This window comes from Streptomyces sp. NPDC057249, assembly GCF_042669245.1.
Classification (GTDB): domain Bacteria; phylum Actinomycetota; class Actinomycetes; order Streptomycetales; family Streptomycetaceae; genus Streptomyces.
Genome location: NZ_JBHUXS010000009.1, coordinates 223,169 through 238,019, shown reverse-complemented (window position 1 = coordinate 238,019; position 14,851 = coordinate 223,169). Strand labels below are relative to the sequence as shown.

Annotated in this window: 16 protein-coding genes; 6 read left to right on the top strand and 10 right to left on the bottom strand. The window is 72.6% G+C overall.

The genetic code is table 11. The features are described 5' to 3' along the window. Window positions 1-34 precede the first annotated feature (34 nt). Window positions 35-982, bottom strand: a complete 948-nt coding sequence (locus ACFUJY_RS19185; RefSeq protein ID WP_383300791.1) for a methionyl-tRNA formyltransferase — start codon at window positions 980-982, stop codon at window positions 35-37. Window positions 983-1,229: 247 nt separating this feature from the next. Here ACFUJY_RS19185 and ACFUJY_RS19180 point away from each other — a divergent pair, with 247 nt between their 5' ends. The 3 genes from ACFUJY_RS19180 (at window position 1,230) to ACFUJY_RS19170 (ending at window position 3,412) form a co-directional block, all read left to right on the top strand. Continuing rightward, on the top strand, window positions 1,230-2,582 hold the full coding sequence (locus tag ACFUJY_RS19180; RefSeq protein WP_383300789.1) for a lysine N(6)-hydroxylase/L-ornithine N(5)-oxygenase family protein: 1,353 nt from the start codon (window positions 1,230-1,232) through the stop codon (window positions 2,580-2,582). A gap of 41 nt (window positions 2,583-2,623) precedes the next feature. Continuing rightward, window positions 2,624-2,836: an MbtH family protein gene (locus ACFUJY_RS19175; RefSeq protein ID WP_383300787.1), complete on the top strand. Its 213-nt coding sequence runs from the start codon at window positions 2,624-2,626 to the stop codon at window positions 2,834-2,836. Between the two features lie 78 nt (window positions 2,837-2,914). Further along, window positions 2,915-3,412 carry a GNAT family N-acetyltransferase gene (locus tag ACFUJY_RS19170; RefSeq protein WP_383300784.1) on the top strand — a complete coding sequence of 166 codons (498 nt, stop codon included), beginning with the start codon at window positions 2,915-2,917 and terminating at the stop codon, window positions 3,410-3,412. Window positions 3,413-3,443: 31 nt separating this feature from the next. Here the strand turns inward: ACFUJY_RS19170 and argB are convergent, their stop codons facing one another. Together argB and ACFUJY_RS19160 are read right to left on the bottom strand one after the other, a co-directional pair. Continuing rightward, window positions 3,444-4,292, bottom strand: a complete 849-nt coding sequence (gene argB, locus ACFUJY_RS19165) for an acetylglutamate kinase (protein WP_383300782.1) — start codon at window positions 4,290-4,292, stop codon at window positions 3,444-3,446. A gap of 96 nt (window positions 4,293-4,388) precedes the next feature. Further along, on the bottom strand, window positions 4,389-7,763 hold the full coding sequence (locus ACFUJY_RS19160) for a pyruvate carboxylase (protein WP_383300779.1): 3,375 nt from the start codon (window positions 7,761-7,763) through the stop codon (window positions 4,389-4,391). A 264-nt stretch (window positions 7,764-8,027) separates the two neighbouring features. Between ACFUJY_RS19160 and ACFUJY_RS19155 the strand changes: the two genes are divergently transcribed. After that, window positions 8,028-8,777 (top strand): IclR family transcriptional regulator, encoded by a 750-nt coding sequence (locus ACFUJY_RS19155; protein ID WP_383300776.1) that lies wholly within the window; start codon window positions 8,028-8,030, stop codon window positions 8,775-8,777. 17 nt (window positions 8,778-8,794) lie between these two features. Here the strand turns inward: ACFUJY_RS19155 and ligD are convergent, their stop codons facing one another. The 6 genes from ligD to ACFUJY_RS19125 all read right to left on the bottom strand — a co-directional run bounded on the left by ligD (window position 8,795) and on the right by ACFUJY_RS19125 (window position 12,571). Continuing rightward, window positions 8,795-9,763 (bottom strand): non-homologous end-joining DNA ligase, encoded by a 969-nt coding sequence (gene ligD / locus ACFUJY_RS19150; protein ID WP_383300773.1) that lies wholly within the window; start codon window positions 9,761-9,763, stop codon window positions 8,795-8,797. A gap of 43 nt (window positions 9,764-9,806) precedes the next feature. After that, a complete protein-coding gene (locus ACFUJY_RS19145) occupies window positions 9,807-10,382 on the bottom strand; it encodes a hypothetical protein (protein WP_383300770.1) in 576 nt (191 codons plus the stop codon). Between the two features lie 3 nt (window positions 10,383-10,385). Then, entirely contained in the window at window positions 10,386-10,646 is a 261-nt protein-coding gene (locus ACFUJY_RS19140) for a hypothetical protein (protein ID WP_383300768.1), read from the bottom strand. Between the two features lie 154 nt (window positions 10,647-10,800). Beyond that, window positions 10,801-11,433: a class I SAM-dependent methyltransferase gene (locus tag ACFUJY_RS19135; protein WP_383300765.1), complete on the bottom strand. Its 633-nt coding sequence runs from the start codon at window positions 11,431-11,433 to the stop codon at window positions 10,801-10,803. A 91-nt stretch (window positions 11,434-11,524) separates the two neighbouring features. Further along, the gene (locus ACFUJY_RS19130; RefSeq protein ID WP_383300762.1) at window positions 11,525-12,259 is read right to left on the bottom strand and encodes an SDR family NAD(P)-dependent oxidoreductase; all 735 of its coding nucleotides are present in this window, start codon (window positions 12,257-12,259) and stop codon (window positions 11,525-11,527) included. Between the two features lie 144 nt (window positions 12,260-12,403). Beyond that, on the bottom strand, window positions 12,404-12,571 hold the full coding sequence (locus ACFUJY_RS19125) for a DUF6381 family protein (RefSeq protein ID WP_383300759.1): 168 nt from the start codon (window positions 12,569-12,571) through the stop codon (window positions 12,404-12,406). Between the two features lie 150 nt (window positions 12,572-12,721). Between ACFUJY_RS19125 and ACFUJY_RS19120 the strand changes: the two genes are divergently transcribed. Further along, window positions 12,722-13,408, top strand: coding sequence for a ribonuclease H (locus ACFUJY_RS19120; protein ID WP_383300756.1), 687 nt, complete (start codon window positions 12,722-12,724; stop codon window positions 13,406-13,408). Window positions 13,409-13,572: 164 nt separating this feature from the next. Continuing rightward, a complete protein-coding gene (locus ACFUJY_RS19115; protein WP_383300753.1) occupies window positions 13,573-14,304 on the top strand; it encodes a CDP-alcohol phosphatidyltransferase family protein in 732 nt (243 codons plus the stop codon). On the opposite strand, the gene ACFUJY_RS19110 is transcribed toward ACFUJY_RS19115, so the two are convergent. Beyond that, the gene (locus ACFUJY_RS19110) at window positions 14,273-14,719 is read right to left on the bottom strand and encodes an adenylyltransferase/cytidyltransferase family protein (RefSeq protein ID WP_383300752.1); all 447 of its coding nucleotides are present in this window, start codon (window positions 14,717-14,719) and stop codon (window positions 14,273-14,275) included. The two genes, ACFUJY_RS19115 and ACFUJY_RS19110, sit on opposite strands and share 32 nt — an antisense overlap. Between the last annotated feature and the right edge of the window lie 132 nt (window positions 14,720-14,851).

Sequence of the window (14,851 nt, the reverse complement as noted above, 5' to 3'; positions counted from 1 at the left end):
GGATTCGAGGGTCCGGGGGCACATCCGTGCGGGGTCAGGGGCGGCCGGTCAGATAGCCGCCCATGGAGGTGAAGTACTCGGTCGCGGGCAGTTCGCGGCCGTCCTCGGTGCGGACCCGGGTGACGGCCAGGCCGTGGTTGCGGCCGGTGCGGGCGTCGGCGCCGGCCACGATCACCACGCCCTCGCCCTCGCGGTAGAAGATCCGGCCGGGCGTTCCGCCGTAACGCCCCTCGGAGACCACGGCGGCCAGGATCTCGATCCGCTTGCCCCGGTGGAAGGTGAAGGCGCTGGGGTACGGGGCCGACTGGGCGCGCACCAGGCGTTCCAGGTCCTCGGCCGGCCAGTTCCAGTCGATCCGGATGTCCTCCTCGGCGCGCTTGTGGAAGAAGGTGGCCTGCGAGCGGTCCTGGGGGGTGAACTCGGTCTGCCCGTCCGCGATCAGGGCCAGTGCCTTGGTCGTGACGGGGGCGATGAGGTCCACGGTCTTGTGGAAGAGGTCGGTGGCGGTGTCCCGGGGGCCCACCGGGACGGACTCCTGCCGGACGATGTCGCCGGCGTCCAGCTCGTCGTTCATCATGTGCGCGGTGACGCCCACCTCGCTCTCGCCGTTGATGAGGGCCCAGATGAGCGGCGAGAAGCCCGCGTACTTCGGCAGCAGCGAGTCGTGCACGTTCAGGGTGCCCCGGCGGGGGAGCGCGAAGATGCGCGGCGGAATCCACGTACGCCAGTTGTTGGCCACGATGACGTCGGGGTCGGCCGCCTTCAGGCGCTCGTACAGCTCGTCGTCGTCCGGGCGGTTGCGGATGAGGACCGGGACGCCGTGCTCCTCGGCGAGATCGGCGACGGAATCGCTCCAGATCTTCTCGTAGGCGTGCTCGCTCCTGGGGTGGGTGACGACCAGCACCACGTCGTGCTCGGAGTCCAGGAGGGCTTGCAGGGTGCGGTGCCCCCAGGTCTGGTAACCGAACATGACGACCCGCATGGGGTTCCTCCTCGACGTAGAGACAGAGCCAGGTAAGTAAAGCAAGGCTTACCTTATCTTGCAACGCACCTGCGGGATGCCCCAGTTGGGGCGGCCCGGCGCCGAGGGTGTCCGAATCGCACCTATCGACAAGCGTTGACGGATTAGCTTAGGCTCACCTAAGTTCATTGGGTCGTCGTTTCGGCGTGCCCGTCCTTCGCCCGTTCCCCACATCCGACAGGCGGCTTCCCCGCACGATGGGAGTGACATGTCACAGGCTCGTCCTGGCGACGCAGCACCGGTCCACGACCTCATTGGCATCGGCTTCGGGCCGTCCAATGTGGCCATGGCGATCGCGATCAGCGAGCACAACGCGCGCTCCGGGACGCGGGAAGCGGTGACGGCCCAGTTCTTCGAGCAGCAACCGGCCTTCGGCTGGCACCGGGGCATGCTCATCGACGACGCCACCATGCAGGTCTCGTTCCTCAAGGACCTGGTGACACTGCGCAACCCGGCCAGTGAGTTCAGCTTCCTCTGCTACCTCAAGAGCAAGGGGCGCCTGATCGACTTCATCAACCACAAGAACCTCTTTCCGCTCCGGGTCGAATTCCACGACTACTTCGAGTGGGCCGCCTCCCAGGTGGACGACCTCGTCTCCTACGACCACGAGGTCGTCGGGGTGACCCAGGTGGTCGAGGACGGCGTCGTGGAGTTCCTGGACGTCACCGTCCGGTCGGGGGAGGGGCTCACGGTCCACCGCGCCCGCAACCTGGTCATCGGCACGGGTCTGCGCCCGCTGATGCCCGAGGGTGCCGAGCGTGGTGACCGGGTCTGGCACAACTCCGAACTGCTGAGCCGGGTAGGAGAGTTGGAGGGCACCTCGCCCTCCCGTCTGGTCGTCGTCGGCGCCGGGCAGAGCGCCGCCGAGAACGTCGCGTATCTGCACCGCCGCTTCCCCGACGCCGAGATATGCGCCGTCTTCTCCCGCTACGGGTACAGCCCGGCCGACGACAGCAGCTTCGCCAACAAGATCTTCGACCCGGACGCGGTGGACGAGTTCTACGCGGCGCCCGAGAGCGTCAAGCGCCGGCTGATGGACTACCACGGGAACACCAACTACTCCGTGGTCGACATCGACCTGATCGACGACCTGTACCGGCAGATGTACCAGGAGAAGGTGCTCGGCACCGAGCGGCTGCGCTTCCTCAACGTGTCCCGGCTCACCGAGGCCGTGGAGACCCCGGACAAGGTGCGCGCCACCGTGAAGTCCCTCGTCACCGGCGAGGAGACCGTGCTCGACGCGGACGTCGTGGTGTTCGCCACCGGATACAGCCCGGCCGACCCCCTGGCGCTTCTGGGCGAGGCCGCCGGGTCCTGCCTGCGCGACGAGGAGGGCCGGGTCCGCGTCGAGCGCGACTACCGCATCGCCACCGCCGCCGCGTCGAACTGCGGCATCTACCTCCAGGGCGGTACGGAGCACACCCACGGCATCACCTCGGCGCTGCTCTCCAACACCGCGATCCGGGTCGGCGAGATCCTGGACTCGCTGCTCGACCGGAGCGTGAAGTCCGCGCCCGACGAGGCCCGTTCACTCGCCGAAGGCACCGGCGGCACCCGTTAGGGCCGGACCGACAATTCCCCCACCGAGGAGGCACCACCCGCATGAGCACCAATCCGTTCGACGACCCCGAAGGCCGCTTCCTGGTCCTGGTGAACGACGAGGGTCAGCACTCCCTCTGGCCGTCCTTCGCGGACGTGCCGGCCGGGTGGACCGTCGCGTTCGAGGAGAACACCCGGGACGCGTGCCTGGAGTACGTCGAGACCCACTGGACCGACCTGCGGCCCAAGTCCCTCGCGGCCTCGATGGACGCCTGACCCCGGCCTCCCGCGCGCCCCGGCGGACCAACCCGCCGGGGCGCGTTCCCCTGCCCCGGACATCGAAGAAGGACCGTCTTGACCACGGCCGCGCCGCGCCCCGCCCCGCCCTCTCCGCCCCGCCCGCGCATCCGGACCGCCCTGCCCGGCGACGCCGCCGGACTCGCCGCGCTGTCCAGGCCCTTCGCGCGCTCGGGAGCCCTGCGCGGGCGGCCCGACTCCCTGTATGCGGCCCGTGCCGCAGACTTCCTCGTGGCGCCCGGCGCGGACGGCGGTCTGGAGGGCTGTGTGGGCCTGCGGGTGTACGCGGGGGAGGAGGCGCCCGTGGGCGTGCTGTACAACTTCTGCGTGGCCGCGCACCGGCAGGGCCGCGGGACCGGGGCCGCCCTGCTGCGGACCGCGCTCGCCGTCGCGCACAGCCGGTCGCTCGGCGCGCTGTTCACCGCGACCACGGGGGACGGCCGGCTGTTCCGCAGGTACGGCTTCGCCCCGGTGACGGCCCGTCGGGCGCCGCGCGCGTGGGCCGGATCGCTGGACCCCCGGCGCAACGCGCTGCTCCTCGCCCGTCCGCTGTGAACGGGGCGCCGGCCCGGCCGGCGCCCCCGGGTCACACCGTGCTCGCGGCGTGCTCCGCGTCGGCGTCGAGGACCACCGTCGTGCCCCCGGCGTCCCCGCCGAGGACGCTCCGCAGCACCGCGTGCGGCACCCGGCCGTCCCGTACGACCGCCCGGCCGACGCCGCCCCGCACCGCCCGGAGGCAGCCCTCCATCTTCGGCAGCATCCCGCTCGCCAGGTCCGGCAGCAGCCCCTCCAGGGTGTCGGCCGACAGGCGCCCGATCACCTCGGTGCTGCGCGGCCAGTCCGCGTACAGCCCCGCCACGTCCGTCAGGACCACCAGCCGTTCCGCGCCGAGCGCCACGGCCAGGGCGGAGGCGGCGAGATCCGCGTTGACGTTGTAGACCTGCCCGTCCGCGCCCCGGGCCACCGGGGAGACCACCGGTATGTGGCCCTGCGCCAGGAGTGCCCGCACCATGCCCGGGTTCACCTCCACGACGTCCCCCACGAGGCCGATGTCCACCGGTGCGCCGTCCACCCAGGCGGGCCGCCGCACGGCCGTCATCGTGTGCGCGTCCTCACCGGTCACGCCCACGGCGTACGGCCCGTGGCGGTTGATGTGGCCCACCAGCTCACGTTGCACCCGGCCGGACAGGACCATGCGGACGACGTCCATGGTCTCCGCCGTGGTCACCCGCAGACCCGCCGCGAAGCGGCTCTCCAGCCCCAGGCGGTCGAGCATGGCGCTGATCTGCGGGCCGCCCCCGTGCACGACGACCGGGCGCAGCCCCGTGCGCCGCAGTGTCACCACGTCCTCGGCGAAGGTCTGTTGCAGCTGTGCGTCGACCATGGCGTTGCCGCCGAACTTGATGACGACGACCGGTCCCGAATCCTCTTCCATTTAGCTTAGCCTAACCTTAATTGGCGCGGCGTTGGCCGAGAAGAGGCCCGCCGACGGAGGAGGCTCCCCTCCGTCGGCGGGCGGCCCCGCGCGGGGTCAGCCGATCTCGATGAGCAGGTCGCCCGCCTCCACCTGCTGGACCCGGCCGATGGCCAGGCGGCGCACCGTACCGGCGGACTGGGCGGTGATCGACGCCTCCATCTTCATCGCCTCGATCGTGGCGACCGTCTGCCCGGCCGACACCGACGCGCCCTCCTCCACCTGGAGCGTCACCACCCCGGCGAACGGCGCCGCGACGTGCCCCGCGTTGCCCCGGTCGGCCTTCTCCGCCGCCTTCACCTCGGTCGCCACGGCCTTGTCCCGCACCGAAACGGGCCTCAACTGCCCGTTGAGCGTGGCCAGTACGCTGCGGAAGCCGCGCTCGTCCGCCTCCGAGATGGCCTCCAGTTCGAACAGCAGCGTGACCCCGGGCTCCAGCTCGACCGGGTGCTCCGTCTCCGGCTCCAGCCCGTACAGGAAGTCCGGCGTCGGCAGCACCGAGGTGTCGCCGTACGCCTCCCGGTGCGCGGTGAACTCCTTCGTCGGGCCGGGGAACAGCAGCCGGTTCAGCGTCGCGCGCGGCGACTCGCGCAGCGCCTGCCGGTCGTCGTCCGACAGGTGCGGGGCCTTCGCCTTGTCCGGGCGGCCCTTGAGGGCCCGGGTGCGGAACGGCTCGGGCCAGCCGCCCGGCGGGTCGCCCAGCTCACCCCGCAGGAACCCGATCACCGAGTCCGGCACGTCGAACTTGCCCGGGTCCGACTCGAAGTCCGCGGCGCTCACGCCCGCACCCACCAGATGAAGCGCCAGGTCCCCGACCACCTTCGAGGACGGCGTCACCTTCACCAGCCGGCCCAGCATCCGGTCGGCCGCGGCGTAGCAGTCCTCGATCAGCTCGAAGCGGTCGCCGAGGCCCAGGGCGATGGCCTGCTGCCGCAGGTTGGACAGCTGGCCGCCCGGGATCTCGTGGTGGTAGATCCGGCCCGTCGGCGAGGCCAGCCCCGACTCGAACGGGGCGTACACCTTGCGGGTCGCCTCCCAGTACGGTTCCAGGTCGCCGACCGCCTGGAGCGAGAGGCCCGTCGCCCGCTCGGTGTGGTCCGTGGCCGCCACCAGCGCGGACAGCGGCGGCTGGCTGGTCGTCCCGGCCATCGAGGCGACGGCCGCGTCCACCGCGTCCACCCCGGCGTCGATCGCGGCGATCAGCGTGCCCAGCTGACCGCCCGCCGTGTCATGGGTGTGCAGGTGCACCGGCAGGTCGAACCGCTCGCGCAACGCGGTGACCAGGGTGCGCGCGGCCGGCGGACGCAGCAGCCCCGCCATGTCCTTGATGGCGAGCACATGGGCACCCGCCTCCACGATCTGCTCGGCCAGCCGCAGGTAGTAGTCCAGCGTGTACAGGGTCTCGCCCGGGTCCGACAGGTCGGCGGTGTAGCACAGCGCCACCTCCGCGAGCGAGGTGCCCGTGGCCCGGACCGCGTCGATCGCCGGCCGCATCTGCGACACGTCGTTGAGGGCGTCGAAGATGCGGAAGATGTCCATCCCGGCCGAGGCCGCCTCCGAGACGAACGCCTCGGTGACCTCCGTCGGATACGGCGTGTACCCCACCGTGTTGCGGCCCCGCAGCAGCATCTGCGTACAGATGTTGGGCACCGCTTCACGCAGCTTCACCAGCCGCTCCCACGGGTCCTCCGCCAGGAACCGCAGCGCCACGTCGTAGGTGGCCCCGCCCCAGCACTCCAGGCTCAGCAACTGCGGCACGGTGTGCGCCACGTGCGGCGCGACCGCCAGCAGGTCCCGGGTACGCACCCGGGTGGCGAGCAGCGACTGATGGGCGTCGCGGAAGGTCGTGTCCGTGACCGCCACCGCCGACCGGGCGCGCAGTTCGGCGGCGAACCGCTCCGGACCCAGCTCGGCCAGGCGCTGGCGCGAACCGGGCGGCGGCGTGCCCGGCGGCAGGGCGGGCAGCTTGTCCGCCGGGTCGATGACCGAGGGGCGGGGCCCGTACGGCCGGTTGACCGTGGTCTCCGCCAGATAGCTGAGCATCCGGCTGCCCCGGTCGGCCGACGGGCGGGCCCGGATCAGCTCCGGGTGCTCGTCGATGAAGGAGGTCGTGACCCGCCCCGCCCGGAACTCGGGGTGATCGAGCACCGCACCCAGGAACGGCAGGTTCGTCGCCACCCCGCGGATGCGGAACTCGGCGATCGCCCGGCGCGCCCGGCGGGCCGCGTTGGCGAAGTCGTGGCCGTGACACGTGAGTTTCACGAGCATCGAGTCGAAGTGCGCCGACACCTCCGCACCCGTGTGGACGGTCCCGCCGTCCAGCCGCACACCGGGACCGCCGGGGGACCGGTACGCGGAGATGGTGCCGGTGTCCGGACGGAAGCCGTTGACCGGGTCCTCCGTCGTGATGCGGCACTGCATCGCGGTGCCGTTGAGGGTGATGGTGTCCTGAGTCAGGCGCAGTTCGGACAGCGTCATGCCCGCCGCGATGCGCAGCTGGGCGATGACCAGGTCGCGGCCGGTGACCTGCTCCGTCACGGTGTGCTCGACCTGGATGCGCGGGTTCATCTCGATGAAGACGTGGTTGCCGCGCTCGTCCACCAGGAATTCGACGGTGCCCGCGTTCACGTACCCGATGTGCCGGGCGAAGGCGACCGCGTCGGCGCAGATCTGCGCCCGCAGCTCCGGGTCCAGATTCGGGGCCGGCGCGATCTCGACCACCTTCTGGTGGCGGCGCTGGAGCGAGCAGTCCCGCTCGTAGAGGTGCACCACATCGCCCTCGGCGTCGGCCAGGATCTGCACCTCGATGTGGCGGGGGTTGATCACCGCCTGCTCCAGGAAGACCGTCGCGTCCCCGAACGCGGACCGCGCCTCGCGCATCGCCGCGTCGATCGCCTCGCGCAGCTCCCCGGCCTCGGACACCCGGCGCATGCCGCGCCCGCCGCCTCCGGCGACCGCCTTCACGAAGACCGGGAAGCCGATCTCCGCCGAGGCCGCGACCAGGGCGTCCACGTCCTCGGACGGCTCGGAGGACTTCAGCACCGGCACACCGGCCTCCCGGGCCGCCGCCACCGCCCGCGACTTGTTGCCCGTCAGGTTCAGCACCGCAGCCGGGGGCCCGACGAAGGTGATGCCGGCCTCCGCGCACGCCGCCGCCAGGTCCGGGTTCTCCGAGAGGAAGCCGTAACCGGGGTAGATCGCGTCCGCCCCCGCCTTGCGGGCCGCCTTCACCACCTCGTCCACCGACAGGTACGCCCGCACCGGATGCCCCGGCTCACCGATCCGGTACGCCTCGTCCGCCTTGGCCCGGTGCAGCGAGTTGCGGTCCTCGTGCGGATACACCGCCACCGTGGAGATGCCCAGCTCGAAGGCCGCGCGGAACGCGCGGATGGCGATCTCCCCGCGGTTGGCGACCAATACCTTGTCGAACATCAAACTCCCCAGTCGTGTCGCGGCTGTCTGGCGTCGAGGACGGGCGGTACGGCACGGACACGCCGCTCCGCGTCGGAGACCGTACGGCGTGGCGAGGTGCCCCGTGACCTGCCCGGTGCGGAGCGTTCGACACCGTACCGGAGACTTCCCCCCGGATCGCGAGCGCAAAAGATGGCTTGCGTCACGCCCCAAAACGTCCCCCGGGTGCAGTCCTGCCGCCGGGAGGTTTTGCCGGTTCCCGGCGGCAGGGCCATGCTGGTGGGCATGGCCGACCACGCCGGCCCCGACCCCGTCGCCGCCGTCCGGCGCGCCCTCCGCCTGCTGGAGGCCGCGGGCGCCCACGGGGGCGGAGCCACCGCGCAGCAGCTGGCCCGGGAGGCGGGGCTTCCCCCGGCCACCGTGCACGGGCTGCTCCCCCTGCTGGTCGGCGACGGCTACCTGAGGGAGCTGGAGGACCACACCTACGTCCTCGCCGACGACACCCCGGGCGGCGGCCCCGGCGCGCAGCCGGTGCCCGCGCGGGTGCGGCCCGCCCTCACCGCCCTGCGCAACGACCTGTGGGCCGCCGCCTATCTGACGCTGTACGTGGACGGCGAGATCCGGGTCATGGAGATCGTGGACAGCGTGCGCACCCCGCGCGTGGACCTGTGGGTGGGGCTTGAGGAGGCCGGGCACGCCACGGCGCTCGGCAAGACCGTGCTGAGGGAACTCGACGACGAGGCCCGGGCCGACTACTTCTCCCGGCACGACCTCACCGGCCTCACGCCCCGCACCATCACCCACCGGGAGGACCTGGTGCGGCAGCTCGACGGCTCGCCCACGCCGGTGGTCATGGACCGCGAGGAGTACGTACGCGGCACCACCTGTGTGGCGGTCCCGGTGTACAGCGGCGAACAGGTCGGCTCCCTCGGCATCTCCTTCCGGTCCGACCGGATGTACCGGACCTCCCAGGTCCGTGCGGAGCTGCTGTCGGCCGCCGTCAGCGTGTCCCGCAGGCTCACGCTGCCCGGCTGACCCGTCCGCCCCGCCGTTCAGTCCAGCCGGGTCAGGTCCGGCCGCAGCCGCTGCCACACCGGATGACGCAGCCGCCCCGCCGCCGTCCACTGCGACGCGCTGACCTCCGCCACGAGCCGGGGCTCCACCCAGTGCGCCCCGGCCACGTCCACCGGCCCCGTGAACGGGGACCCCGGACGCGCGATCACCGCCAGGTACTCCCTCAGCTCGCCCAGCTCCCGGTCGGACATCCCCGACCCCACGGAGCCCGCGTACCGCAGACCGTCCGCGTCCTCCGTCCCGACCAGCACCGCCCCGGGGACGCCCGAGGGCGCGCCCTTGCGCTGGGTCCAGCCGCCGATGACCACATCCAGCGTCTCGACCCGCTTGGTCTTGCGCCAGTCGGGTGAACGGAGACCCGGTGTGTACGGCGAGGAGAGCCGCTTGGCGACCACGCCCTCCAGGCCCCCGCGCACGACGGTCTCCCACGCCTTCGCCCCGCTCCCGCGCACGTACGACGGCACCGACCAGTGCGGTCCCGCGGACAGCAGGCCGGCCAGGACCGCGCGGCGCTCCTCGTAGCCCAGCCCCGACAGCGTCCGCCCGTCCAGGTACATCACGTCGAAGACCACCAGGTGCGCGGGGACGTCCAGCGCCAGACGGGCGGCGCGGCGGGCGTTCAGGACACCCATCCGGCGCTGGAGCAGCCCGAAGTCGGACCGCCCCGCCGCGTCCAGGGCCACGATCTCGCCGTCCAGGACCACGCTGCGGCCGCGCAGCACGTCGCCGAGGGCGTGCAGCTCCGGATAGGTCGGGGTGACGTCGTTGCGCGCCCGTGAGGTCAGCCGCAGCGTGCCGTCGCCCGGCGTCGCGACCACGCACCGGGCACCGTCCCACTTGGCCTCGAAGGCCCACTCCGCGTCCGGTACCGGGAGCGGGCCGGGCACGGCCAGCATCGGTGCGATCCACAAGGGCGCCCCGGAGGCGTCGGCGGGGTTGACGGCCATAGCCCCCATGGTCGAACGGCCGGGCGCTCCCCGCAGTCCGAGCTCACGCCGCCCAGGCGGACAAGGTCAGCGTGCCCGCGAGTACCTGCCACAACGCCCAGGCGCCCGCACGGCTCGCCGCGCCGCACAGCACGTTCCCGGTGCACTCCGTCTCCCGGTCCTGCCACGCGGCGACGTCCAGGTAGTGGAAGCCGAGGGAGCGGGTGAACGTGAACCGGATGTGCAGCCCCTCGCCCAGGTCGTGCCCGGGGAGCGTGGCGATCCGGAGGTGGTCGCCGACGGCGGACTCCACGCGCACCGGATTGCCGCCGAGCAGGTCGCACTCGTCTCCCGTCCGGACGCGGCCGGGGCAGCTCCCGCTCACCGGGAACAGCCGGAAGTTGTCCGTGAGCTGCCGGCGCACGGCCTCCGGGGTGGTGAACGGATGTACGCCGAGCCCGTAGCCGTACCAGTACAGCAGGCGCCGGCCGCCGAGGCAGCGCTCGTGGTCCGGGTCGCACGCGGCGGCCCGCCCGGCCCCGGTGTCCGCACGGGCCGCCGGGGCGACGAGTGCCAGCGCGAGGCACGGGGCCACCGCGAGCGCCAGGGCGCGCCGGGCGGCCCGGCGCTCACGGGCCACGGCTCAGCCCGGTGACTCGTCCGGCACCGGATGCTCCGGGTGCACTCCGGCGTTGCGGGCGGCGCCGCGCCCCGACCCGGACTCGTCGGGGTCGGGCAGGTCGTTCCGGCCGTCGTCACCGTCGTGCCCGGCGCGTGGCGGGGCCGGCACGTCCATCGGGTCCTCGCCCTCCTGGACCTGCTGGTCGGGCATGTCCGCGGGCACCGGAGGCGGGCTCGGGGACGCGCCCTCGTGGACAGGGCCCTCTGGTCTGCGGTCGGTCATGGAAGATCCTCCGTCGTCGTCCCCGCGGGCAGGCGGCGGGGCATCGGCAGCCTCGCGGTGCCGGGTACCCGCGGCGGGTCGGCCAACTCATTGTCGGCCGCCCGGGACCGCACGGCATGTCCGGCGGACCCGTGACGACGGCGTACGGCCCCGCTCAGCGCAGCCGGGCGAGCAGGAACACCTGCGGTTCGGGCACGGCCGCCGGGACGGCGGGCACGAACATCGTGCTCTCCCGGGCCAGCACGGTGAACCCGGCGTCCTCCACCAGCGCCGCGAACGCGTCCTCGCCGAAGCTGGTCACCTCGACCGGCTGCCCCATGAACGTGCCGCTGACGCCCTCCACGTCGAAGGGCACCGTCGCCACGGCCAGATGGCCCCCGGGCCGCAGCACCCGGGCGGCCAGCCGCAGCACGTCGGCCTGGTCCCCGCGCTCCATCTGCAACAGTGCGAAATACATGCACACCGCGTCGAAGGAGCCGTCCTCCAGCGGGAGCGTCCGGATGTCGGCGCAGCGGAATTCGGCCTCCGGCACCTGGCGCGAGGCGATGTCCACCATCACCGGCGAGACGTCGACCCCCAGCACCTCGTGCCCGGCGTCCACGAGGGTCCGCGCCGTCGGCCGGCCGGTGCCGCTGCCCACGTCCAGCACGCGCGCGTGCGGCGGCAGCACCTCCAGCAGCTGTTCCAGCGAGGCCCGATGCGTGGGCGAGGCGGCGAACGCCGCCTCGTAATCGATGCCGAGAGCGTCGAACACGGCTGCGGCGGTGCGACCTCGTCCCGCTGACATGGCAGGCCCCTTCCTGTTCCGGTGCACCACCACTTCTACTGCAACGGGCGCACCCCCGCGGCGGAACGGCCGTAATCCGGTGTGCCGCGCCTCAGCGCCCGCCCGCCACCCGGAGCACCGTCCCCGTCGCGTACGAGGCGTCCGGGGAGAGCAGCCAGGCGACGGCGCCCGCGATCTCGTCCGGTTCGCCGGGGCGGCCGAGCGGGACGCCGGGGCCGAGCTTGTCGGGGCGGGCCGGGTCGGCGTGGAAGCCGGTGCGGATGACGCCGGGGGCGACCGCGTTGACGCGGATGCCGGACGGGCCGACCTCCTTCGACAGGCCGACGGTCATCGTGTCGACGGCCCCCTTGGCGGCGGCGTAGTGCACGTACTCGCCGGGGCTGCCCAGCGTGGCGGCGGCCGAGGACACGTTGACGATCGCCCCGCCGCCCGTCCGGGTCATGTCCCGCACCGCGCGGCGCGCGCAGAGCAGGTAGCCGAGGACGTTGACCTCCAGGGCGCGCCGCATGCCCGCCGCGTCGGCGTCGGCCAGCGGGCCGACCGGGCCGCTCATGCCCGCGTTGTTGACCAGCCCGGTGACCGGGCCCAGCTCGGCGGCCGCGGTGTCGAAGAGGCGGTCCACGTCCGTCTCGTCCGCCGTGTCCACCCGGACCGCCACACAGCGCCGGCCCGTCCCGCGTACCGCCTCGGCGACCTGCGCCGCCGCGTCGGCGTCCGAGCGGTAGGCCAGCGCGATGTCATGGCCCTGACCTGCCAGGCGTACGCAGACCGCCGCACCGATGCCGCGGCTGCCTCCGGTGACCACGGTGACCGGTCGACCGTTCATGGCAGGGCCCCACTTTCCTCGTACGAGCGTGCCGAGTCATCGTAGGCGGGGATGATCACCCGTCCCCGTGGGGGGCCGGAACGCGGCGGTGGACTGCCACCCACTCATGGAAGAGTGACAGTCCACCGGTCTGTGCCCCCGCCCTCACACGGGCAGGCCGTCCGGCCGCTCGCTCTGCTCCTGGAGCCTGCGGGCCTTCTCCTGGAGCCGGCGGCGCTGCTCCGGGTCGCGCGTGCGCTCCGCGGCCTCGGTCAGGTGGCGCGCCTTCTCGCGCATCTGCTGGGCGCGGTTCACCTCTCGTGCAACGCTCATCGTCACTCCTCGGGGACGTAGGGGAGAGCGGGCCCCTTCAGGGAAGCAGCGGGCCGTCACCATCGCACGCCGAAGCATCACACACCGTGAAGGCTGCAGGTGGGGAGCGGGGGGACGGAACCGTGTCCCGGCGCTGGCATGATCGGGGGTATGAACGAGCGCATGATCGCCGCGTGTGACGGGGCGTCGAAGGGTAATCCGGGGCCGGCCGCCTGGGCCTATGTGGTGGCCGACGACGAGGGGCGTCCCCAGCGGTGGGAGGCGGGGCCGCTCGGCACCGCCACCAACAACGTCGCCGAGCTCACCGCCCTCCAGGAGCTCCTGGAGTCCGTCGACCCCGCCGTGGCGCTCGAAGTCCGGATGGACTCGCAGTACGCGATGAACGCGGTCACCAAGTGGCTGCCCGGCTGGAAGCGCAACGGCTGGAAGACCTCGGCCGGCAAGCCCGTCGCCAACCGCGACCTGGTGACCCGCATCGACGCACTCCTCACCGGGCGCGCCGTGAGCTTCGTCTACGTACCCGCCCACCAGGTGGACGGCGACCCGCTCAACGCGCTCGCCGACCAGGCCGCCAGCGAGGTCGCCGTCACCCAGAGCGCCGCCGGCACCGCGCACGGCTCGGCCACCCCCGTACCGGCGCCCTCCCGCGCCACCGAGGGCCGCCGCACCGGCGCGACGGCCAAGCGGGCCGCACCACGGAAGACGGGGAGCGGGGCCACCATCCGGGCCAAGTTCGCCGGCCGCTGCCACTGCGGGCGGCCGTACGCGGCCAAGGACATGATCGCGAAGAACGACCACGGCTGGGGCCACCCGGAATGCCGGACCGCCTCCGCCTGAGCGACACCCCCGGGCGGCGCGCTCCCGGTCAACTGCCTCCGTAGGCCCACCAGATGGGGCGATCCGCCCACGCGGCGGAGCTCCCCGTGCCATGATGCGGCTCCGGCGGCGCGCGGGGAGCGCCGCCGGGGGAGCGGTGGCGGCACCGGGACGCTGGGGGGCGGATGGAATCCACGACGACGGTGCTCGGCCGGCTGCGCGGGGCGCAGAAGACGGCCAAGGGGGTGTCGCTCTACTCGCGGTACGTGAACCGCCCGGCCGGCCGGGTCTTCGCCGCGGGCGCCTACCGACTCGGCCTGACGCCCAATCAGGTCACCCTGGCCAGCGCCGCGTTCACCTTCGCCGCGATCGCCTCCGTAGCGCTGGTGCGCCCCGGTCCGTGGCCGGCCGTCCTGGTGTACCTCGGTCTCGCCGTGGGCTTCGCCCTCGACTCGGCCGACGGGCAGCTCGCCCGGCTGACCGGGCGCGGCGGGCCCGACGGCGAATGGCTGGACCATGTGGTCGACTGCGCCAAGATGATCCTCGTCCACACCGCCGTACTGATCGCGTTCCACCGGTACTTCGCCCTGCCGGGCGACGGCTGGCTGCTGCTGCCGCTCGGCTTCCTGTTCGTCGCCGTGCTCACCTTCTGTGCCGGGCTGCTGCGCGAACAGCTCGGCAAGGCGGCGGCGCGCGGCCGGGCCCCGGCGCCCGGGCCCGCCGCGCCGCCGTCGGGACTGCGGGCCGTGGCGCTGCTGCCCGCCGACTACGGGGTGTTCTGCCTGGTCTTCCTGCTGCTGGCCGACGAGACGGCGTTCCGCATCGGGTACGCCGTACTCGCCGCCGTGCACGCGCTGTTCCTCGTCCTGTTCCTGGGCAAGTGGTTCAGGGAGCTGAAAGCGCTCCGGGCACACTGACGAGCGTCTCCAGCACCCGGCGTAACTGGGTGCTGGAGGTGTGCACGGTGTACGGGAAGTACACCACCTCCACACCCACCTCGGCGAAGTCGCGTTCGAGCTTCCGGCCCCTGTCGGTGTTCTGCCAGTCGTCCCCCTTGAAGATGACGTCGAACCTGACCTGCTGCCAGGTCTCGACCTTCTCCGGCACGGTCTCCACGAAGGCGGCGTCCACGTACCGCACGCTCCGCACGATCTCCAGCCGTTCCGGAAGCGGGATCACCGGCCGGTGTCCCTTGGCGAGCGTGGCCATCTCGTCGGAGACCACCCCCGCCACCAGGTAGTCGCACTGGCTGCGCGCATGACGAAGGATATTGAGGTGTCCCACGTGGAACAGGTCGTAGACCCCCGGCGCGTACCCGACTCTGTGCACCATCCGTTCTCTCCCCCCACGGTGAACGCGATGTCCGCGATGGTCCAACGACATTACTGTGAAGACCACTTGCGCATCTCATGAACGGATAAGCTCGCTTTTGGGGCTGTTCCTCGGTGGAACACTGATGGCTCC